The following is a 19,208-nucleotide window of genomic DNA, read 5'->3' on the forward strand; positions in this document are numbered from 1 at the left end:
CTGGCCCCACTTCTTTCCCTGGTTGCGAGCAGTCAGGATTTCCCACAGAAGCGTTAACAAAAACTTGCAAGGCGATGAGAAAATGGAAAAAAATCCGACAATGCTGCTTGTGGTTGCTGCCGCGTTAACCAACGAAGTCGGTGAAATATTGCTGCAAAAGAGGCCCGAGGGGCGTCAAATGGCGGGGCTTTGGGAGTTCCCCGGCGGCAAGGTTGAAAGCGGCGAATCCCCCGAATCAGCATTGGTGCGCGAACTGAAAGAGGAACTTGGCATCGATGTAGACGGCCAAAATCTGATTCCTTTGACCTTTGCGAGCGCGCAAAATGGTGACCGGAATATGATTCTGCTCCTCTATCGCTGCACCCGTTGGCAGGGAGAGCCGATCGCTTTGGAAAGTCCGGAGCTATGCTGGCGCACGGCGGCCAATATGCACGACCTACCAATGCCGCCCGCCGATGAACCTTTGGTGCGCTTTCTTGAAACTATGACCTAGTCTTTACCGGATGGCCGCAAGATCGACGCCAGCGACACCTCGCCGCTGCCACGCCGGGCGGGTTTGGGCTGATTCGCCGATGGTGCCCAGCCGCTCAGGAACAGGTGCATGAACTGTTCTTCACACCGACCGCTTTGGTCGGCCGCGTCTTGCCAGGCGTGGTCCAGCCGGGCCAGATACTCACGTCCCAGATAGCGGCGGGGCCCAGCCAGTGCATTGCCAATGCCCGCTTCGCGTATGTCCCGAACCAGCCTGCGCCAGTCGCCATAGCGAACGGGCAATATATCGCCGTCCGCAACGGGCAGGGTAAATCCTGCGCGTGACAGCAGGTCGGCGGCGCTGCGCAGGTCGATTTGCGGATGGATATGGGGTGTCGCAACCGGCGCTTCCGCCGCAACCATATGCGCTTTTAGCGTCGCAAGCGAACCTGCCCCGAACATATGCCCCAGAAACAGGCTATCGGGTTTCAGGATGTGCCGGATCTGGATCAGGGCACCGGGCAGATCGTTGACGCTGTCCAGCACGCCCCCAGATATGACCAGATCGAAACTGTGGGGTTCGAAAGGCAATCTGTCTTCTTCCGCCTGCCGCATCGCCGGGGCTGACGGGTCTACAATATCGACTCTATGCACATTGCAGGTGCGTTCGCCCAGAATCTCCTGTGCGAAAGCCGCGATTGGGCCGATCATCAACACGTCCTCAAAGGTTCGCGTTACCAGGGCCAGCCGCTCCGTCATCTCCTGCGCCACATAGTGCCAGAGAAAGGCGTCTGCCGCTTTGGATTGCGCACGTTGTCGCAAGGCATAGCGGCGCCGCCGGTCGAATATCTCGGGAGGTGTTTGGGATGACTTCATTTCTGTCTTGTGGAGATGTCCGCATTATCCGACAAGAGGGCGATGCGTTTGGTGCTCAAAATTGCAAAGCCGGTGCTGGACTACGCATTGCCCGAACGTTGCCCCGCCTGTGGGGATATCTCGACCGACGGAAACAATTTTTGCGCGGCATGCTGGCCGGACATCCGGTTCCTGAACCCTCCCTGGTGCGATGGCTGTGCGCTACCGTTCGATTATGAACAGCCGGCAGGCGCGCGATGCGCGTCCTGTCTCGCAGATCCGCCCGTCCATGACGGCATCCGCGCCGCCGTCGCCTATGATCATATGACCCGCAAGATTGCGCTGCGCCTTAAATATGGGGGGCGGATCGGACTGGCCCGGCTGATCGCCCGGCATCTCGTTCGCCATCTTCCATCGGACCGGACAGGCCTGGTTGTCGTTCCCGTCCCGCTTCATTGGACGCGCCTTTGGTCGCGCAGTTTCAACCAGTCGGCCTTGATTGCGCAGGAACTGGCCCGGCTTGCCGGGCTGCACTACGCCCCGGATTTGCTGCTGCGTACCAAACGCACACCCAGTTTGCGGGGGCTTTCGGGAAAGGCGCGGCGTAAAACGGTTGCAAATGTATTTCGAACCAATCCCGCCAAGGCGCATCTTCTATCGGGTGCGCGGATCATATTGGTCGACGATGTTCTGACAACGGGCGCGACAAGCAATGGATGCGTAAAGACGCTGAAAAAGGCGGGCGCCGCTTGGGTTCAACTTTTTTGCTGGGCGCGGGCATTGCGGGATAATGGGGATGAACCGACCCGTTTTACAGCCGGTGATGCTTGACTTGGCAGCGCAGGCACACCATTTCATGCATATGACAGCAAAAGTTGAAATCTACACCAAATTCGGATGCCCCTATTGTGTGCGGGCAAAGCACCTGCTCGAAACCAAGGGTGTGACCTATAGCGAATATGACGTGACGATGGGCGGTCCCAAGCGCGATGAAATGGTTGCGCGTGCGCCGGGTGCGCGGACGGTACCGCAGATTTTCATCAATGATGTCGCGATCGGGGGCAGCGATGACCTTCGGGAACTGGATTATGAAGGCAAGCTAGATGCACTGCTTGCCGTTGCTGGCAACTGATACCGGATGATCGCTTTTGATTTGAAGTGCGGCTCTGGCCATAGCTTTGAGGGCTGGTTCGCATCGTCACAAGATTTTGACAGGCAAAAGGCGGATGGACAACTCGTCTGCCCGCTGTGCAACGACGCCAATGTGGAAAAGGCGTTGTCGGTACCCAATGTCGGACGCAAATCCAACCAGGGTACCGCTCTTGCTCCCCAACGACAGGTTGCCGCTGAACCGGTCTCGGGCGAGGTGATGAATGCACCCGCCTTGTCACCGGCAATGGTGGAAATGATGCAGAAGCTTGCCGTTGCCCAAGCCGAAATGTTGAAAGAATCCCAATGGGTGGGCCGCGATTTTGCCGATACCGCGCGCGCAATCCACTATGGGGAAGAGGCGGACCGGCTCATTCACGGTGAAACAAGCGTGGATGAAGCTGTTGCCCTGGCCGAAGAAGGCATCGCTGTTGCGCCGCTGCCTTTCCCCGTTGTGCCGCCGTCGGCAAAAAATTGACCCGCCAGAATCGCACAGCTATGGAATGCCCCGGCGCACCCATAGCTCAGCAGGATAGAGCATCAGATTCCTAATCTGGGGGCCACTGGTTCGAATCCAGTTGGGTGCACCATTTTTCCAACAGTATAAAAGTGCGGGCTCAGTCGCCCTTGAACTGGATGTCGGCGATGGAACGCTGGCCGTTTTTCCGGTCGAGTTGCACGATGATGTCGATCATGGACCGCGCATAATCGATGGTGTCGCTGCGGCTGAGGCCGAGGTCGGCCTGCATGCACATCAATGCCAGTTGTTCGAAAGCACCTTTCGTTGTGCTGGCGTGGATGGTGCTGATCGAACCGGGGTGACCGGTGTTGATCGCACGCAGGAAGGTAACGGTTTCGGCCCCCCGCAACTCGCCGACTATCAGCCGGTCGGGGCGCATACGCAGCGACGCGCGCATCAGTTCTTCGATCGTCACCCGCGCCTCGCCCTGATCCCCCGATACCGCGACCAGTCCGACGGAATTGTTACGGTGAAGCTTGATCTCGGGCGTGTCTTCGATGGCAATGACCCGTTCATTCTGCGGGATTTCCTTGAGCAATGCGTTCAGCAGCGTCGTTTTGCCCGAAGATGTCCCGCCCGACAGCAATATGGTTTTGCGCATCGCAACCGCTTTTTTAAGGAAAGCGGACAAATCGCCTTTTTCCAGCAGCGCCGACAGGGATTGCGCCGGATCCGTTTCGTTTAACGGCCCATACCGGCATTGCGCCAGATATCCATCCACGGTCATATCGTGGAGGACATGCTTGCGGATCGCAATGGCGACAGAGCCGCGGGTGGCAGGCGGCAGCACGATCTGAATGCGCGCGCCGCCCGGCAGGACAGCCGCCAGCAACGGGCTTTCGCGGTTGATGCCCTGATGGCTGATCCGGGCTACCTGCTGCGCAAGCCGTTCAAGCAATTGTGCGTCGATGGCAGGCACATCATGGCGCTCCATCTCGTCTGCACCCATGCGTTCGACCCAAAGCTCGTGCGGCTGGTTGACCAGTATTTCGGTAACATCATCCGCCGCCAGCCATGTTTCAAATGGCGCAAGATAGCTGTTGAGATAGACATTGCCGCCACTCCCCGAAAGCGGGGTTACCATGTTCATTATGAGCCGCCGTCCGTGCCGGAGAAGTCGAGGTCGCGGGCAATGAAAATGCGGATGGCGGTGCCCTGTGCCACTTTGACCGTGGGCGGGATGCTGATGTCGCGTTGCAAGGCGATGCCGGCGACACTTTTCGCATCATCCGCGGTGCGTACGACGACATCATTGCCGCCACGTTGCAGCAAGCCGAGGCCCGACTGCACCACGGACAGCAATATTGCCGATCCGAAGCGTTTTAGGAAATGGCTGTCCACTTTTCCGCCAAGTCCGGCGCGGCCCAGCGGATCGGTAACGGGTGAGCCGAGCGATACGGTCACACCGTCAGGGCGGGTCAGGCGGGTCCAGACAATAAAGGCGCGCGACTGTCCTGCCGCGAGACCCGAGCGATACTGACCGATCAGGCGGCTGCCGCTGGGGATCAGCACACGGCGTCCGTCAAAGCCCATGACATCGCGGCTGACGACCGCGCGGACATAGCCCGGAAGGTCGGAATTGATGGCGGTTTCCAGCACACCGGCGATGATCGCGCCTTGCGGCACGGTATAGCTGCTGTTGGAAATACGCACAGCACGCGCGGGTGCGTTTTCTGCCGCAGCCACGCGGTCGGCAAATTTGTCTTCGGCGCTAAGATCGTCATTTTTGACGCCGGCAAGCCCCGGGGTCGCGGGCAGGGCAGCCGCACCGCCCTTGGTCATGTCGACGACAACGGCGGGGGACATCAGGCGGTTGGCGCCCGGGGCCTGTGCCGGGACGACGCCCATCACCGGTGCCGACGCATCAACGGGTGGCGGGATCAGTGTCGGGGGCGGCAGTTCAGGGGGGCCGGGAAGCAGGACAGCTTTGGGCACCACGCCGCCAGCCGGCATCACGCTGGTTGTTACGGGCAAGGCCGGATTGGCGGCCGCCTGCGTGGCGTCGCCCCGGCTGGACGCCAGCGTGGTGAAGGTCAGGATCCCGAGCAGGCCAATCCCTACAAAGCCAAGTTTCATCCCCGGTGACAATCCGGCAGGCATGGCAACCGGTGAGAGGACGGGTGCGTTCGCGCTTTCAAGCGCGTCGGCTTCCATCGTGGTGCGCGGGTCCGTTCCTTCGGGTTTCAGAACGCTCATGGCTTTGCCTCCCGTGATTTGCAGCCGAACAGGCCGCATTTCTTTTTGGCCCGTTCACGCGGCGCATCCGCCCCGGGGGTCGGTGCCGCATAGGCTTCGTTGAAGATGATGGTCACTTCCTTGCCGTGCCGGAGCACAAATTGCGGAGCGACCTGCTCGACCACCACATAGGGACCACGCACGGCAAAGTTCACGATGCTCTCGCCCGCATCGGGGGTGATGCTGAAAATGGCGGGGGTGGCTGCGCCTGTGGCAAAACGGAAATAGGTGGCCTTGCCGTCGTCAAAGACCTGATCGGGCACATTGGCCTTTGCGCCATCATAGCTATAGGCGCGGTTCCACAGTTCGGGCGGCGTTGCGATGATCGGGGGTGCGGCGGCGCTGACGGTTTCGTCCACCGGCTTTTGCGGATAGGTGAACCGCACGGCATAGGTCACCTGACTCGGCGCGATCTTCAGGCCCGATTTTGCCACCAGTTCCAGATTGTAGCGGCGCATGTTCGTAATGATCGACATGTTGGTCGTCCGCGGAAGGCCCACAGGCTTCAGGAACATCACGGTGCCCGCGCCATTGGGCGTGACCTGCCAGCCGGATGAATCACCGATACCGACGGTTTCGATCCGCTCGCCCTCGTCGAATTCCAGCGTCATCTGGTAACCGGTATGGCCGGTCAGGCGGACGACGCCGTTGGGGTCATAAGGGACATAGCGGATATTCGGCGCAACTACCGCCGATTCCGTCGTCTGGGCCAGCACCGGCGTTGCAAGGGTAAAGCTGGCGAACAGCAGGGCGAGATATTTGGCGGTCATGCGGCGTTCCTGACGGCTTTAATGGGGGCGCGGACGGCGGTGACGCGTCCTCTTGCGATGCGGCGGTCCGCCTTCATTTCGGTCGTCCGCTGCGCGCTGCCTTCGGTTTCCACGCGTTGCGGCAACAATATGGCGCGCTGGTTGGCAGCGCTGACAGGCGCGGCGATGCTGGCGTTCCGCTCAATCGCGCTGACCATGCTCTGCATCCGCTCATTATAGATCATGGCAGGCGCAGAGCCAGGCGCGACGCTCTGTATATTCTGGGCCTGTGCTGTGTCGGCGGCGCTATGGGAGCGCAGGGACAGCGTCCATCCACTGACGATCGTACGACCGATGCGGAACAACTGCACCGCAACCGCAACCGTGATCAGCACAATCACCAAAATGGTCAGCGCAGCGCGGAGCGAGAATATGCCCTGATTTGCGGACACATACATTTCGGCTAGGACAGGCTCGATCAGGGCCGTTGAACCGGCGGCGGTCATGATCGCCATGACCGGCACCAGCGCCATCAGCACGGCGGCGCGCGCCCAGCCAAGCGTCAGACCGCGCGTCACGGAAAAGAGTCCCAGCACCGCAAAAAGTGGCCCGAGCAGAAGGAGCAGTCCCAAAATAATCTTCGCCACCACCAGCACGCCCGCCGATGCGAGGACGAGCAGCAGGGCGCTGAGCATCAGCATGTTGGGCCCAAGCGAGTCCTTGGGTGCGACAAATGCCGTAATGCCGGTCGCCGTGGGGGGAAGAGGTTCGGCCTCGTCCTTATCCTCTGCGGGCATGGCGCTGTCGGGTGCAGCATTTTCGGGCCGTGCATCAAATTCGGTCCAGGCATCGGCAAGATCGACCATCCGCCCGGATAGCATATCCACGCGCTGGTTGACGCTGCTGCTCTGTCCGGCGGACGGGTTGACGGCGCTGACAATTTCCTGCGGACCGTCGGTCAGCACGTCATACACCAATATCTGGTACGTCGCCCAGTTGCTGGTCAGGGCAAGCACCGCACCGATCAGCAGCATCCGCGGCGCCATTTCCCCCATGCTGAGCGAAGAGCGGCCGAAGATCAGGCGGTAGCCGACAATCGCGACATAGATTGTCAGGGCGATTGTAAGGACATAACCGAACATGCTGCCGGGGCCGAGCAAGCTTGCATAACCTGCCTGCACCGTCGACTGCATATAGCAGTCCACGGTATTGACCATGGTCTCAGCCGAACCGGCTGTGGCGTTTATGGCGGCGCATTTTGCCATCAGCCGCGCGTTCCGGTCTTGCTGTTCTGCCAGAGCGTCGCCGGGCCTTCTTCGGCGGCCTGCAACAGTTGCGGCATCCAGTCGGAGGGGGCATCGCCATGTGTGTCGCGCAGCTCGTCCAGTTTGCGGACGCTGCTTTCACGGCCCGACAGAACGGTCATCGCATCGGGCATGTCGCCCATATCGAGCCGCGCAACGACGCTGTTGCCGCTCTGCTTGACGAGCACGCAGCGCAAATGTTCGGGCAGCGAGCGGACCAGATCAAGTTCATGCTCGGTCAGCCCGAACCCGTCGCAATAATCCGATGCCTGCGCCTTGGGATTGCTCATGAACAATTGCGTTGCCGATTGTTCGATGATGGTTGCGGCGATCCGGCTTTCGATGGCATCGCTTGCGCTCTGCGTCGCAAATCCGACCACGCCATTGCGTTTCCGGATTGTTTTCATCCAGTCTTTCAGGCGGTGCACGAAAATATCGTCATCCAGCGCTTTCCAGCCTTCGTCGATCACGATCATCGAAGGTGTGCCGTCAAGTCGTTCGTCCACCCGGTGAAACAGATACATCATCGCCGGCGTGCGAAGCACAGGATTGTCGAGCAGCGATGTCATGTCGAACCCGGCGGTGCGGGTATCGAGCGTCAGAAGATCGCGGGGATTGTCGAACAGCCAGGCATGCTCGCCCGCGCCATACCAGGGCGCAAGCCGCGAGGCGAGGTCGCCCCGGACAGGGCGCGCTCCGCCCGCCAGCAATTCGACCAGATAGCGCAATTGCCGGTGTTCCATCGGCTGGTCAAAATTTGCCTCGACCGCGCTGGCGATGATCGCATTTTCGTCCGCCGTCAGTTGCCCGCCCATGGGCGTCAGCATTTGCGATAGCCATTGCCGCAAAAAGGCATGGTTGGCGGCGGTGCCGGGCAGTTGCAGCGGATTAAAGCCGGTCGGCTTGCCCGGACGCAGAACGTCATAATGGCCGCCAATGGCGCGAATGAAGATTTCCGCACCCCGGTCCTTGTCGAAGAAGAAAGTGCGCGGATTGAACTTTTGCGACTGCGCAATCAGGAAGTTCAGCACAACCGTCTTACCCGAACCCGAGGGACCGATAAGGGTGAAGTTACCCAGATCGCCGCTATGCAGGTTAAAGAAATAGGGTGTGCTCGATGTCGTTTCGAGGACGGTAATCGGCTCCCCCCAAGGTCCGCCTGTAGGGGCGCCAATCGGGAAACCGTGCAGGGAAATAAGTCCTGACAGATTGGCCGTTGAGACCAGCGCCTTGCGCGCGATGAAATCGGCATTGCCGGGGAATTGTCCCCAGAAGGCGCTTTCCAGATTGAGATCCTCGCGCACCGACACCGCGCCAATATCGGCAAGCGATGCCTGCACATCGGCGACAGCAGCGTCGAGTGCCGGCAGACTGCTGGCGCGGACATGGACGCTCAAATGATGTTCGCCATAGGCGGCGGCGCCACCTGTCAGTTCATCCTTTGCGCCCAGCAGACCCTGCCGCAACGTGGTGGTTTCATCCGACGCCGCCCGCAAACGACGCAAGGCCAAACCGATCCGTTCGTCGGCAATTTGCCGGTCCACAAAAGCAAAGCTTTCGGTCAATGTCAGTTCGTGCGGCAGGCGCAGCAAATTGTCGAGCATGCCAGGACTGGTGGTTGCCGGATAATCCTTGATCGAAACAATCGCGCCAAAGCGGGATGTATCCGCACTCGACCCCTTGAGATGCAGCGCATCGAGCCCAAAGCTGATGCGCTTGTAGGGCAGATAATGCCCCGCATCACCTGTGGGTTCCAGCAGGGGTTGCATTTCGCCATTATACAGCGCCGACAATATCTCCAGCGGTTCGGAACAGACGCCCGTCGCGCCCTGATAGCGTTCCAGAACGCGGGGGCCGTAGCGGTTGAGCGCCGACAGAAGGTTGATGCGTGCGCTGTCCAGTTCGCGCAGTTCGCGGGCCTGTTCGGCAAGCTTTTCTTCCGGTGAGCGTTTGCCGCTGCCCCATTTGGTCAGCCGTTCGACAAAGCCGACCTTGCCACGCGCCGGACGGCGGACAAGCATCAGGATGATGTCGTTGATGTAAAGCTGTTTGCCGCGCAGCCGCTGCTGCCATGCGCTATCAAGGTCGCGGGCGAAGCCTTCGGGTTGCGGTGTCGTCAGTTCCGCTGCGACACGGCGCCGGATGACATGGCAATAAAGCATCAGATTGGAATTGGCGATGCCGCGCATAACCACGTCGCGTACGGCGGCCATATGGTTCAGCGTCTCGCTGTCGGCGGTTTCGAACGCGATACCGTCGATCTGGATCATCTGGATCAGTTCGCCGGTGCGCGTCGCCAATGTATGGTCATTGACGTGGCCTGCATAGGGCAGACGATCCCCGGCGCGCGGGTCCAGCTTGGCAAGTTTTTGCGAAGATAGCTTCATAGGTCAGGGCCGATAGCTGTTGCAGCGCCACAGATCGTGCGTACGCGTACGGCCGCACCGGCTGACCTTTGTGATCCAGAGGTCAAAGATGCGTGGTTCGCGCAGACAGGCCATGTAGCCGATGGCGTGGATCAGAACCGCAGCGGGTATTGCCCAGAATGAGCCGCTGATCAGGAAGATTTCGGTCGTCACGATCAGATTGATGATGAAATAGCTATAGGTCACGCCCGCAAACATTTGCGGCTGGGTCAATGCGCGGAATACGGGCGTGCGGTTCAGCGGGGTCATCAATCAGCCCCCGACTGCGGCGACACGGATCCCGGAAACAATGGCGGTCGCCCCGAACAGGACGAAGCAACCCACGATGACGGTTGTGCCAAAGCGCCAGTTCATCCGGCCGGTCAGCATCATCATGCCGACAACGGCAACGGCAATGACCGCGGCAGTCGTTGCCACATTGCCCAGCAGCGTACCCTGCATCCAGTTAAGGGCATTGACGATGGGGCCTGATCCTTGCGGATCCGCCATTGCCGTTTGTGCCAAGGCCGTCTGCGGCAGGGCGGCGATGGCGGCGGCTATGGCAGTAAATTTTGCTTTGAACTTTGTCATCGACATGCTGGCCTCATTCATAGGTGTTGCGCTGGAGCGATATGGCAGAGAGCCTGCGCATGATCTGGCGCACATAATTCTGCGTTTCGCGATAAGGTGGAATCCCGCCATATTTCATGACGGCGCCCGGACCCGCATTATAGGCGGCGAGCGCGAGGGGGACGTTGTTGCCAAAGCGTTCAAGCTGCGCACGCAAATAGGCAGCGCCGCCGGAGACATTCTGGCGGACATCATGCGGGTTCGTTACGCCCAGCATACGAGCGGTCGCGGGCATCAACTGCATGACGCCCATGGCACCGGCCGAGGAGCGTGCCCGTGGATTATAACGCGATTCCTGCCATGCGACCGCGTCGACCAGATCGCTGCTGATGCCATATTTGGCGGCGGCATGCTGAATATGCTGCCGCACGGTTCCTGTTGGCGTCGTCGGCATTGGGGCCGGCGCAACTATTTCGGCGCCCACATAATCGGGCACGAGAACCGGTTCCGGCTTCCATGCCGGGCGCGAAATCTGCACAAAATTGCCGTTGCTTGCCAGCTCGAATACTTCGGCTTGGGCAGCATTGGGTGTTGCCAAGGCTCCGCAAAATACGAAAACCATAGGAAGGATGCGACTTATAACCATGGCAAAAGGGGTAGATGCCACAGGTTGATAAATGGTTTATATTTACTATCCCATAACAGCGCGGAAAACACGCTTAACGGGTATTTACCACCTCCCGAAACATTCTCTTGAGCAATGTCCCATAGCAGACCGTTAATGACGAAACCGGATCCGGCATTCTCGGCTCGCGCTTTCGTCAGAATGGCGAGGGCGGGATATGAAAGAAGCACTGCATCAAATATGCCTTGAGGGGGCGTCAGAAGTTGACACTCCGGACGATGTCGTTCCGGTATTAAAAGAAGCCACACATACCACATCACCACATGTCTATGCACTTCCCGCGGCATCGCTACTGGTCGCGGCATGCGGCGGGGGCGGTGGCGGCGGTTCTTCCGCAGGCACACCTCCGACGGCCCAGGTCGCAAAGCCTTCGACCGATGCGGAGGCAGCACGCTTCATTCTGAAATCCAGCCTTTCGGTAACCGAGGCGGAGATTACCAACATAAAATCCATCGGTTACGAACCCTGGCTCAACGCCCAGATGGATGCCCCTGTCAACCAGACGGGCGTCGCATGGCTGTCATCGCGCGGCTATGACCAGATTACGGCCGATAACTTTTTCGATAACGAATATCCCGGCGACTACATGATCTGGAACCAGCTCATGTCCGAGGCAAACGGAGTCCGCAAACGCGTTGCCCTGGCGCTTTCGGAATTTTTTGTCGTGTCTTTAACGGGTCTGGATTTCAGCTGGCGTGCGCAGGCAATTGCCTTTTACTGGGATCAGCTGAACTCCAACGCTTTCGGAAATTTCCGCAAATTGCTGGAGGATGTGACCCTTAATCCGGCGATGGGCTATTATCTCAGTACCCGGGGTAACCGGAAAGAAGATCCGCGGACGGGGCGTGTTCCTGACGAAAACTATGCACGTGAAGTCATGCAGTTGTTTACGATCGGGCTGTATCAGCTCAACAACGACGGAACGCGCAAACTTGATGCGAACAACCAGCCGATCGAGACCTACACGAACAGTGATGTGACCAATTTGGCCCGTGTCTTCACCGGTTATAATTGGGATTTCACCGGCAATGTCCGTACACCATCGGTCAGCGACCCTAACCGGATGATCAACAGCACAGGCTATGTCCTGAGACCCATGACCATTGATCCCACCAAGTGGGAATTCCCGTCAACAACCAGCCAGCATTCCACGTTGGAAGTAAACTTTCTCGGAACAAATATTCCCGCGAACACGGACGGTACGGCGGCGTTGAAAACGGCACTGGATGCCCTTTTCAACCATGCCAATGTCGGACCGTTTTTCGCCAAACAGATGATCCAGCGGTTGGTAACCAGCAACCCCAGCACGGCCTATGTCGACCGGGTGGCGCGGGTTTTCAACAATAATGGATCGGGTGCGCGCGGCGATTTGCGTGCCGTCTTCAAGGCTATCCTTCTCGATGATGAAGCCATGAATTCTGCCGGTTTGACGGCAGCCACCTTTGGCAAAGTGCGCGAACCGATGCTCCGCTTCGTACAATGGGGCCGGACATTCGGGGCCGCCTCGACCAGCGGCAATTGGCGGATCGGTAACCTGTCCGATCTGGTCAGCGGGCTGGGGCAAAGCGCGCTCCGCTCCCCGTCCGTCTTCAACTTTTTCCGGCCGGGTTATGTGCCTGCCAATACGGCGATTGCGACCAACTCGCTGGTCGCGCCGGAATTCCAGCTGATCAATGAATCGAGCACGCCGGGTTATGTCAACTTCATGACCTCGGCCATTGGCAGCACCAATGGGGTAGGGGGCGATGTCAAGGCTGCCTATACCAGCGAGCTCGCCATCGCGCATGACTCGACGGCGCTGCTTGACCGGATCTGTCTGTTGCTGGCGGCAAACCAGATAACGGACGCCACCAAGGCAACGATCAAAACCGCGCTGGACGCGACGACCGTCACGCAAACCAGCACAACCGCCGAAAAGCAGCGCCGGGTCTATATGGCCGTACTGCTTGTCATGGCCTCACCCGACTATCTCGTTCAGAAGTAAAGGCTTTCGCTATGCATATCGGTAAAGCAAACGAACTTTCGCGGCGTGCCTTTCTTCGTCGTTCGAAACAACTGGCGGTCGCCGGATCCGCGTCGTCTTTCGCATTGGGCCTCGCCGGAATAGGTGAAGCAGCCGCGTTCAGTGCGGGCAATGATTACAAGGCTCTGGTCTGTATCTTCCTATATGGCGGGAACGACCACAACAGCACATTGATGCCGTTCGATTCGGTCAATTATGACCTGTATAGCGCCATACGCGGCGGCGGTCCGGGGCAGACAGCGGGCGGGATCACCCTTGCACGCTCCAGCCTTGCGGCCACCGCGCTGACGCCAAGTGGTGGTCAGGTGCTGACGAACAATCTGCAATATGCACTGGCGCCCCAGATGACACGGCTCAAGGCACTGTTTGATGCCGGACGCATGGCACCGTTGCTGAACGTCGGGCCGCTGATCGCGCCGCTTACGCTGGCGCAATATAACAGCTCCAACCACACGGCAAATCCGCGTCCGGCAAAGCTGTTCTCGCACAATGACCAGCAGTCGACATGGCAGTCGTCGAAACCCGAAGGCGCCACCGACGGCTGGGGCGGGCGCATGGGTGATCTGGCGATGTCCAGCAACGCCAACGCCCTGTTCACCTGCATTTCGGCGACCGGCAATGCGGTGTTCCTGTCGGGCCAGACGGCATTGACCTATCAGGTATCATCGGCGGGCGCGCTGGCCGTGAATGGTATCAAGAACAATCTCTACGGTTCCTCTGCCGGCAGCGCGGCCTTGCGCACGCTGATGACGCAGACCAGCAACAATGTGTTCGAGGCCGAATATAACCGGGTGGCCAAACGCTCGATCGATGCCGAAGGCGTGGTCACGGCGGCGTTGCAGCCGATTACGCTCGCCACATCCTTCCGTCCGGCCACCGGGCGCAATAGCCTGGCGGAACAGTTGCAAGTCGTCGCCCGCCTCATCGCCGCACGCCAACCGCTGGGTGCGCGGCGGCAGGTCTTCATGGTCAGCATGGGCGGATATGACCTGCATGACAATCTCATCACCAATCAGGCCAATCTGATGGGCCAGCTCGATTTCGCGATGGATGCTTTTTACCGTGCAACGGTGGAATTGGGCGTGGCGGACAAGGTGACGACCTTTACCGCGTCCGATTTCGGCCGGACGCTGCAATCCAATGGTGACGGGTCGGATCATGGCTGGGGATCGCACCACTTCATCATGGGCGGCGCGGTCAATGGCGGGCGCTTTTATGGCGTGGCGCCGCAGATTTCGGTCACCAGCCCTGACCAGGTCGGGCAGGGACGGCTGTTGCCGAATATTTCGGTCGACCAATATGCATCGACGCTGGCAACATGGTTTGGGGTATCGGCCAGCGAGTTGCCAAGCGTATCGCCCAATATCGGCCGCTTTGCGACCGCCAATCTGGGCTTCATGGCCTAAAGCCCGGCCGTTGTAGGCATAAAAAAAGCCCGCCGCTGCGCTATGCAGGGCGGGCTTCTTTACGAAGAGCGCGATTTACTTCGCAGCTTCTTTCATGTCCTTGCCAGCTTCTTCGACAGCAGCGCCAGCAGCGGCGGTTGCGTCCTTGGCAGCGTCGGCGGTTGCGTCAGCGGCTTTGTCAGCAGCTTCGGCGGTCGCGTCTGCAGCGCCTTCAGCAGCTTCCATCGCGCCTTCTGCGCCAGCTTCAACAGCATTGCCGGTTGCTTCTGCAGCTTCCGTGGTTTCTTCAGCGGCCTTTTCGGCTTCCTGGCCACATGCGCCAAGTGCTACGGTGAATGCCAGAGCGGCGGCAGTTGCGACAAATTTCTTCATTTCTTATCTCCTATATCCCTATGGCCCCTTGCGGGAATTCTCGGCCTAACGGAAGAATCCCGCTTTATGCAACTATTTTTCGCTGCCTTTGCCCTTTCCCCACTGGCGCGCGAAGGTGTAACCGAGATAGCCGGTGCCGAAGAGGGCATAGAGCGGTTCGGGTAAGCCGTTCAGATAGGCGTTCATTCCCGAAGCGATCTGCGCGGCCGTTTCGGGGCGGACGGCGGCGATCAGGCCCATGGGAATCGCCCACAGGATCATTGCATACATGACATAAAGAAAGCTGGGTCGCGCGCGGCTTGTCCACGGGTCGGGCGACTGCGCCTCTGCCAGTACCGCCGATAGCTGGGTACGCAGGCTTTCCATCTCCAGACTGCCCTGCAACTTTACAAGTTCCAGCTTGGCTGCGTCGCGGGCCTTGGGGTCAGGGATGATCTTGTCGATCAGGCTGGTGATAGGGCCGATGATGGTGTCGATAAGCGGCATATTCTGTCTCCTCGCGGCTAATTTATCCAATACGGTTCGCAATCCAGCCATAGGCAAAAGCTTCCTGCGAAGGGCGCGCTTCGGTCAGATGGATGTAATGCACCCCTTGCAAGGCATCGATTGCCTTGCATAAAACCTCTTCACCCTGCGCCCCGCGAAGCTTGTGAAAGGCATCAAGCGCGGCGAGAGTGACGGGACCGATCTGCCGGTCCACCTGCAGATCGGGAAAATCGCGGCCATTGCGGTTGAGGGCGTTGAGCGCCCGTTGCAAAAACCCCGAAGCGACCGCCGGTCCCACATTGACGCCGCTGTCCAGCAGCCGGATAGCAAGCCGTTTTGCGCGCTTTGCGACCTGGTCAAAGCGGGGTGCGGTCCAATAAACCTGCCGGTAAATCGCCTCTGCCTTTGCCCTTGGCAGGTGGCGCATGTCGCCATCATAGCCGTTCTGCCGTGCGACTGCCTCGGTAATGCCCCACCGCGTCTTACCGCCGCGGTCCGCGGGGTGATCGACATAACCGCCCTCACGCAGGATCAGGGCATCAATATAGGGAGCAATGTCGATAATGGTCATTCTCTGTCTCGCTTTCACGAATCGAGATAACCTATATGGTTCGCTGTAGGAAAGCGCAGAATGACGCGCGCGCTAAAGCGGCGATTTTGAGCTTTTGGCATGTTGGTAGAAAAATGGTCGGGACGACAGGATTCGAACCTGCGACCCCCACACCCCCAGTGTGATGCGCTACCAGGCTGCGCTACGTCCCGACCGCCAATGTCCGCGCTGCGGCATTGGAAGCGCGCCTATATGGTGGTGCTTTGGCAAAAGCAAGGCGGTTTCGGTGCTTTGACGTTGCGTCGCGGGGGTGCAGGTGATAATCGCGCCCGATTGTTTCACCGCACCGCTCAAAAGACGGTGTCTTAAAATCATTGTCGCAAGGATTTTCGATGGATTCGCTTCTCTTTTTGGCTGCTGCGCCAGCTGCCGGTGGTTCGGCCTTTTTTGTGCAGATCTTTCCGCTGCTCCTGATTTTCGTCGTTTTTTACTTCTTTCTGATCCGTCCGCAGCAAAAGCGCGCCAAGGAACATGAAGCCAAGATCAACGCCGTGCAGAAGAATGACGAAGTCGTGACCGGTGGCGGCCTGATGGGTAAGGTTACCAGGGTTGCTGACGATCATGTCGAAATCGAAATCGCCCCCAATGTCCGCGTCAAGGCGGTAAAGGCGACCCTGGCCAATGTGCAGCCGCGCGGTACCAAGGCGGCAAATGACTGATCCCTTGGGGTTGAACGCTTAAGGCATCGACCCCAAATTCCCTTTTCCAGTCCGTTCGGAACCTGATTATGCTAGATTTTCCCCGTTGGCGTGTGTGGATGTTGAGCCTTCTGGTGCTCGTTGGCGTTTTGCTTGCCATCCCCAGCGTTTTGCCGACCTCCATACGTGCGCAACTGGCGCAATTTGTGCCGACACCGACAATCAACCTCGGTCTCGATCTGGCAGGTGGTAGCCACATATTGTTGGAAGCCGACACGTCACAATTGGCTGAAACCCGGCTGGAAGCACTGGAAGACAGCGTTCGTTCCGCGATGCGCCGTACCGACCCGCGCATTGCCATCGGGAATGTGTCACGGGCAAATGGCCAGTTGAGCTTCACGGTTACGGATTCGTCGCAGGTCGACGCGGCACGTGAGGCGCTCCTGCCCTTGACGAGCAACACATTGGGCAGCCGCGACTGGAATATTGGCGTCAACGACGGCAACCGGATTGTCCTTTCACCCGCCAGCACCGGCAACGAAACCGCGCTGGATCAGGCGATGGACACGGCAAAAGACGTGATCGACCGGCGCATCAACGCGCTCGGAACGCTCGAGCCGACCATTATCCGCCAGGGCGAAAATCGCATCGTGGTGCAGGTTCCAGGGTTGGAAGACCCCGAAGCGTTGAAGGCACTTATTGGTAAAACGGCAAAGTTGGAATTCAAGCTGGTCGATGAACAGGCGGATCCTGACCAGACGGCCAAAGGTATTGCCCGCGTCGGCAGCCAGGTTCTGCCCTATCCCGACAATCCATCGGGATTGCCGAATATCGCGGTCCGCCGGCTGGGCGGTATTTCGGGCGACAAGCTGATCAAGGCCGATCCGACCTTTGACCAGCAGACGAACGAACCTGCGGTCACCATCCAGTTCGACAGCGAAGGCGGCCAGAAATTTGCGCGCATGACGCAGCAGAATACCGGTAAGTTGTTCGCGATCATATTGGACGGTCAGGTCATTTCCGCGCCGCAGATCAAGGAACCGATTTTTGGCGGTATCTCGCAGATTTCGGGCAGTTTCACGGTGGAAAGCGCCAATGCGCTTTCGATCTCCTTGCGTTCCGGTGCCTTGCCGGTGGATCTGAAAATCGTCGAAGAACGGTCAGTTGGTCCTGACCTTGGTGCCGATTCGATCCGTCGCGGCATTCTGGCCGCGGTGATCGGCACGACGTCCATTCTTGTGTTGATGTTCGCGGTTTATGGCCGCTTCGGCATGTATGCCAACATTGCGCTGGTCATCAACATCGGCCTTATCCTTGGCGTCATGGCGTTGGCGAACGCCACTCTGACACTACCGGGTATTGCGGGCTTCGTGCTGACAATTGGTGCTGCGGTGGACGCGAACGTGCTGATTAATGAACGTATCCGCGAAGAACTGAAGCGAGGGCGACGTGTCGTCCAGGCGATTGAATTTGGTTATAAAGAAGCCAGCCGCGCCATTTTTGACGCGAACAGCACCAATGTCATTGCTGCGGTTTTGCTGTTCATCTTCGGCTCCGGCCCGATCCGCGGTTTCGCCGTCGTGTTGATGATCGGTATTGTCACATCGGTCTTCACGGCTGTCACGCTGACCCGCATGTGGGTCGCAGGCTGGGTGAAACGCACCCGTCCGCAAGAACTGGTTATCTGAGGTAAAGTGCCATGAAATTACTCAAGCTTGTTCCCGACGATACCAATATCGACTTTCTCAAATGGCGCGTGTTTGCCTTTGCGCTGAGCCTGGTGCTGATGGCGGCTTCGATCGGCCTGGTTGCAACCAAGGGGCTAAATTTTGGCGTCGATTTCATCGGTGGCCAAATGATCCGCGCGACCTTCACCCAAAGCGCAACGGCGCCCGTATCGGAACTGCGGACCAAGGTTGGTACCTTGGGCTATGGCGAACCGACAATCCAGCGTTTCGGCAAGGAAAATCAGGTGTCGATCCGCATGAAGCTGCCCGAAGGCGCAGACAAAAACCCTGAGCTGGCCAACGCCATGGCCGTGAAAATCACGAATAAGCTGAAGGCCGATTATCCCGGCGTGCGGATTGACGGGGTCGATTCGGTTTCCGGCAAGGTGTCGGAAGAATTGTTCAGTAAAGGGATGCTCGCGCTTCTGGCCGCCATGGCCGGGGTATCGCTTTATATCTGGATCAGGTTTGAATGGCAGTTCGGGGTCGGGGCGATCTGGTCCCTTGTGCATGACGTGACACTCACCTTCGGATTATTCTCTCTGGTGGGGCTGGAATTCGATCTTAACATCATCGCCGCGTTGCTGACGATTATCGGTTATTCTCTAAACGATACCGTCGTGGTCTATGACCGAATACGCGAAAATCTGATGAAGTTCCGCAAGATGGACATGGCCGGTTTGCTGAACCTGTCGGTTAACGAAACATTGGCGCGTACTGTGATGACCAGTGTCTCGATCTCGCTGCCCTTGCTGGTACTGGTGTTCTTCGGTCCGGACGTGATCTTCGGGTTCAGCCTTGCGATGGCCTTCGGGATTATCGTCGGTACCTATTCGTCCATCTATCAGGCGGCACCGATTTTGATCTGGCTGAAAGTCGGACCGCACAGCTTCGTACCCACAGAAGGTGCAGCCCCCAAGGCGGAACGTCTGGGCGAAAGCTTCGGCGCGCAGCCTTGAATTGAGGTTTCGGGAGCGGTCGTTAACAAGACCGCTCCACCTAA

The 19,208-nt window shown here is 58.9% G+C and carries 21 protein-coding genes and 2 tRNA genes; 10 read left to right on the forward strand and 13 right to left on the reverse strand.

Annotation, left to right across the window (positions count from 1 at the left end):
* Window positions 1-82 precede the first annotated feature (82 nt).
* Window positions 83-493 carry a (deoxy)nucleoside triphosphate pyrophosphohydrolase gene (locus tag FOM92_RS01305; protein WP_143774981.1) on the forward strand — a complete coding sequence of 137 codons (411 nt, stop codon included), beginning with the start codon at window positions 83-85 and terminating at the stop codon, window positions 491-493.
* On the opposite strand, the gene FOM92_RS01310 is transcribed toward FOM92_RS01305, so the two are convergent.
* Window positions 490-1,347: a methyltransferase domain-containing protein gene (locus tag FOM92_RS01310; protein WP_143774982.1), complete on the reverse strand. Its 858-nt coding sequence runs from the start codon at window positions 1,345-1,347 to the stop codon at window positions 490-492. The two genes, FOM92_RS01305 and FOM92_RS01310, sit on opposite strands and share 4 nt — an antisense overlap.
* Before the next feature lie 15 nt (window positions 1,348-1,362).
* Between FOM92_RS01310 and FOM92_RS01315 the strand changes: the two genes are divergently transcribed.
* The 4 genes from FOM92_RS01315 (at window position 1,363) to FOM92_RS01330 (ending at window position 3,065) form a co-directional block, all read left to right on the forward strand.
* A complete protein-coding gene (locus tag FOM92_RS01315; protein ID WP_143774983.1) occupies window positions 1,363-2,157 on the forward strand; it encodes a ComF family protein in 795 nt (264 codons plus the stop codon).
* Between the two features lie 31 nt (window positions 2,158-2,188).
* The gene (grxC, locus tag FOM92_RS01320; RefSeq protein WP_143776262.1) at window positions 2,189-2,458 is read left to right on the forward strand and encodes a glutaredoxin 3; all 270 of its coding nucleotides are present in this window, start codon (window positions 2,189-2,191) and stop codon (window positions 2,456-2,458) included.
* A gap of 6 nt (window positions 2,459-2,464) precedes the next feature.
* On the forward strand, window positions 2,465-2,953 hold the full coding sequence (locus tag FOM92_RS01325) for a DUF1178 family protein (RefSeq protein WP_143774984.1): 489 nt from the start codon (window positions 2,465-2,467) through the stop codon (window positions 2,951-2,953).
* Window positions 2,954-2,988: 35 nt separating this feature from the next.
* A tRNA-Arg gene (locus FOM92_RS01330) sits at window positions 2,989-3,065 on the forward strand.
* 27 nt (window positions 3,066-3,092) lie between these two features.
* Here FOM92_RS01330 and virB11 read toward each other — a convergent pair.
* The 8 genes from virB11 to FOM92_RS16175 are packed head-to-tail and all read right to left on the reverse strand — an operon-like array spanning window position 3,093 to window position 10,856.
* Entirely contained in the window at window positions 3,093-4,085 is a 993-nt protein-coding gene (virB11, locus tag FOM92_RS01335) for a P-type DNA transfer ATPase VirB11 (RefSeq protein ID WP_143774985.1), read from the reverse strand.
* Entirely contained in the window at window positions 4,085-5,191 is a 1,107-nt protein-coding gene (virB10, locus tag FOM92_RS01340; RefSeq protein ID WP_170226760.1) for a type IV secretion system protein VirB10, read from the reverse strand. The genes virB11 and virB10 overlap by 1 nt, the downstream gene beginning before the upstream one ends.
* Window positions 5,188-6,000: a TrbG/VirB9 family P-type conjugative transfer protein gene (locus FOM92_RS01345; protein ID WP_143774987.1), complete on the reverse strand. Its 813-nt coding sequence runs from the start codon at window positions 5,998-6,000 to the stop codon at window positions 5,188-5,190. The genes virB10 and FOM92_RS01345 overlap by 4 nt, the downstream gene beginning before the upstream one ends.
* Window positions 5,997-7,244 carry a TrbL/VirB6 family protein gene (locus FOM92_RS01350; protein WP_143774988.1) on the reverse strand — a complete coding sequence of 416 codons (1,248 nt, stop codon included), beginning with the start codon at window positions 7,242-7,244 and terminating at the stop codon, window positions 5,997-5,999. The genes FOM92_RS01345 and FOM92_RS01350 overlap by 4 nt, the downstream gene beginning before the upstream one ends.
* Window positions 7,244-9,670, reverse strand: coding sequence for a VirB4 family type IV secretion/conjugal transfer ATPase (locus FOM92_RS01355; RefSeq protein ID WP_143774989.1), 2,427 nt, complete (start codon window positions 9,668-9,670; stop codon window positions 7,244-7,246). The genes FOM92_RS01350 and FOM92_RS01355 overlap by 1 nt, the downstream gene beginning before the upstream one ends.
* A 3-nt stretch (window positions 9,671-9,673) precedes the next feature.
* The gene (locus FOM92_RS01360) at window positions 9,674-9,958 is read right to left on the reverse strand and encodes a VirB3 family type IV secretion system protein (protein WP_143774990.1); all 285 of its coding nucleotides are present in this window, start codon (window positions 9,956-9,958) and stop codon (window positions 9,674-9,676) included.
* A gap of 3 nt (window positions 9,959-9,961) precedes the next feature.
* Window positions 9,962-10,279 carry a TrbC/VirB2 family protein gene (locus tag FOM92_RS01365; protein ID WP_143776263.1) on the reverse strand — a complete coding sequence of 106 codons (318 nt, stop codon included), beginning with the start codon at window positions 10,277-10,279 and terminating at the stop codon, window positions 9,962-9,964.
* Between the two features lie 13 nt (window positions 10,280-10,292).
* On the reverse strand, window positions 10,293-10,856 hold the full coding sequence (locus FOM92_RS16175) for a lytic transglycosylase domain-containing protein (protein ID WP_281285540.1): 564 nt from the start codon (window positions 10,854-10,856) through the stop codon (window positions 10,293-10,295).
* Window positions 10,857-11,100: 244 nt separating this feature from the next.
* Here FOM92_RS16175 and FOM92_RS01375 point away from each other — a divergent pair, with 244 nt between their 5' ends.
* Window positions 11,101-12,927 (forward strand): DUF1800 domain-containing protein, encoded by a 1,827-nt coding sequence (locus FOM92_RS01375; RefSeq protein ID WP_143774992.1) that lies wholly within the window; start codon window positions 11,101-11,103, stop codon window positions 12,925-12,927.
* Between the two features lie 11 nt (window positions 12,928-12,938).
* A complete protein-coding gene (locus FOM92_RS01380; protein WP_143774993.1) occupies window positions 12,939-14,372 on the forward strand; it encodes a DUF1501 domain-containing protein in 1,434 nt (477 codons plus the stop codon).
* Window positions 14,373-14,447: 75 nt separating this feature from the next.
* Here the strand turns inward: FOM92_RS01380 and FOM92_RS01385 are convergent, their stop codons facing one another.
* The 4 genes from FOM92_RS01385 to FOM92_RS01400 form a co-directional block, all read right to left on the reverse strand.
* Window positions 14,448-14,744 carry a hypothetical protein gene (locus FOM92_RS01385; protein WP_143774994.1) on the reverse strand — a complete coding sequence of 99 codons (297 nt, stop codon included), beginning with the start codon at window positions 14,742-14,744 and terminating at the stop codon, window positions 14,448-14,450.
* Between the two features lie 72 nt (window positions 14,745-14,816).
* Window positions 14,817-15,230: a holin family protein gene (locus FOM92_RS01390; protein WP_143774995.1), complete on the reverse strand. Its 414-nt coding sequence runs from the start codon at window positions 15,228-15,230 to the stop codon at window positions 14,817-14,819.
* A gap of 22 nt (window positions 15,231-15,252) precedes the next feature.
* Window positions 15,253-15,792 carry a glycoside hydrolase family 108 protein gene (locus FOM92_RS01395; protein WP_143776264.1) on the reverse strand — a complete coding sequence of 180 codons (540 nt, stop codon included), beginning with the start codon at window positions 15,790-15,792 and terminating at the stop codon, window positions 15,253-15,255.
* A 123-nt stretch (window positions 15,793-15,915) separates the two neighbouring features.
* Window positions 15,916-15,992: transfer RNA gene (locus FOM92_RS01400), tRNA-Pro, on the reverse strand.
* A gap of 180 nt (window positions 15,993-16,172) precedes the next feature.
* Between FOM92_RS01400 and yajC the strand changes: the two genes are divergently transcribed.
* The 3 genes from yajC to secF all read left to right on the forward strand — a co-directional run bounded on the left by yajC (window position 16,173) and on the right by secF (window position 19,164).
* The gene (gene yajC, locus FOM92_RS01405; RefSeq protein ID WP_143774996.1) at window positions 16,173-16,499 is read left to right on the forward strand and encodes a preprotein translocase subunit YajC; all 327 of its coding nucleotides are present in this window, start codon (window positions 16,173-16,175) and stop codon (window positions 16,497-16,499) included.
* Window positions 16,500-16,567: 68 nt separating this feature from the next.
* Window positions 16,568-18,166 (forward strand): protein translocase subunit SecD, encoded by a 1,599-nt coding sequence (gene secD, locus FOM92_RS01410; protein ID WP_143774997.1) that lies wholly within the window; start codon window positions 16,568-16,570, stop codon window positions 18,164-18,166.
* An 11-nt stretch (window positions 18,167-18,177) separates the two neighbouring features.
* Complete coding sequence (gene secF, locus FOM92_RS01415) at window positions 18,178-19,164, forward strand: protein translocase subunit SecF (RefSeq protein WP_143774998.1); 987 nt, start codon at window positions 18,178-18,180, stop codon at window positions 19,162-19,164.
* Window positions 19,165-19,208: the final 44 nt, after the last annotated feature.

Source organism: Sphingorhabdus contaminans, from assembly GCF_007280415.1.
In the GTDB taxonomy this organism is placed as follows: Bacteria; Pseudomonadota; Alphaproteobacteria; order Sphingomonadales; family Sphingomonadaceae; genus Sphingorhabdus_B; species Sphingorhabdus_B contaminans.

Bases quoted from the DNA above. Each gene is read 5' to 3' on its own strand.
- FOM92_RS01355 (WP_143774989.1), bottom strand. From the start codon at position 9,670: ATGAAGCTATCTTCGCAAAAACTTGCCAAGCTGGACCCGCGCGCCGGG.
- FOM92_RS01310 (WP_143774982.1), bottom strand. From the start codon at position 1,347: ATGAAGTCATCCCAAACACCTCCCGAGATATTCGACCGGCGGCGCCGC.
- FOM92_RS01390 (WP_143774995.1), bottom strand. From the start codon at position 15,230: ATGCCGCTTATCGACACCATCATCGGCCCTATCACCAGCCTGATCGAC.
- FOM92_RS01375 (WP_143774992.1), top strand. From the start codon at position 11,101: ATGAAAGAAGCACTGCATCAAATATGCCTTGAGGGGGCGTCAGAAGTT.
- virB11 (WP_143774985.1), bottom strand. From the start codon at position 4,085: ATGAACATGGTAACCCCGCTTTCGGGGAGTGGCGGCAATGTCTATCTC.
- virB10 (WP_170226760.1), bottom strand. From the start codon at position 5,191: ATGAGCGTTCTGAAACCCGAAGGAACGGACCCGCGCACCACGATGGAA.
- FOM92_RS01315 (WP_143774983.1), top strand. From the start codon at position 1,363: ATGTCCGCATTATCCGACAAGAGGGCGATGCGTTTGGTGCTCAAAATT.
- FOM92_RS01305 (WP_143774981.1), top strand. From the start codon at position 83: ATGGAAAAAAATCCGACAATGCTGCTTGTGGTTGCTGCCGCGTTAACC.
- FOM92_RS01385 (WP_143774994.1), bottom strand. From the start codon at position 14,744: ATGAAGAAATTTGTCGCAACTGCCGCCGCTCTGGCATTCACCGTAGCA.
- FOM92_RS01345 (WP_143774987.1), bottom strand. From the start codon at position 6,000: ATGACCGCCAAATATCTCGCCCTGCTGTTCGCCAGCTTTACCCTTGCA.
- secD (WP_143774997.1), top strand. From the start codon at position 16,568: ATGCTAGATTTTCCCCGTTGGCGTGTGTGGATGTTGAGCCTTCTGGTG.
- FOM92_RS01325 (WP_143774984.1), top strand. From the start codon at position 2,465: ATGATCGCTTTTGATTTGAAGTGCGGCTCTGGCCATAGCTTTGAGGGC.
- yajC (WP_143774996.1), top strand. From the start codon at position 16,173: ATGGATTCGCTTCTCTTTTTGGCTGCTGCGCCAGCTGCCGGTGGTTCG.
- FOM92_RS01365 (WP_143776263.1), bottom strand. From the start codon at position 10,279: ATGACAAAGTTCAAAGCAAAATTTACTGCCATAGCCGCCGCCATCGCC.
- FOM92_RS01350 (WP_143774988.1), bottom strand. From the start codon at position 7,244: ATGGCAAAATGCGCCGCCATAAACGCCACAGCCGGTTCGGCTGAGACC.
- FOM92_RS01360 (WP_143774990.1), bottom strand. From the start codon at position 9,958: ATGACCCCGCTGAACCGCACGCCCGTATTCCGCGCATTGACCCAGCCG.
- FOM92_RS01380 (WP_143774993.1), top strand. From the start codon at position 12,939: ATGCATATCGGTAAAGCAAACGAACTTTCGCGGCGTGCCTTTCTTCGT.
- secF (WP_143774998.1), top strand. From the start codon at position 18,178: ATGAAATTACTCAAGCTTGTTCCCGACGATACCAATATCGACTTTCTC.
- grxC (WP_143776262.1), top strand. From the start codon at position 2,189: ATGACAGCAAAAGTTGAAATCTACACCAAATTCGGATGCCCCTATTGT.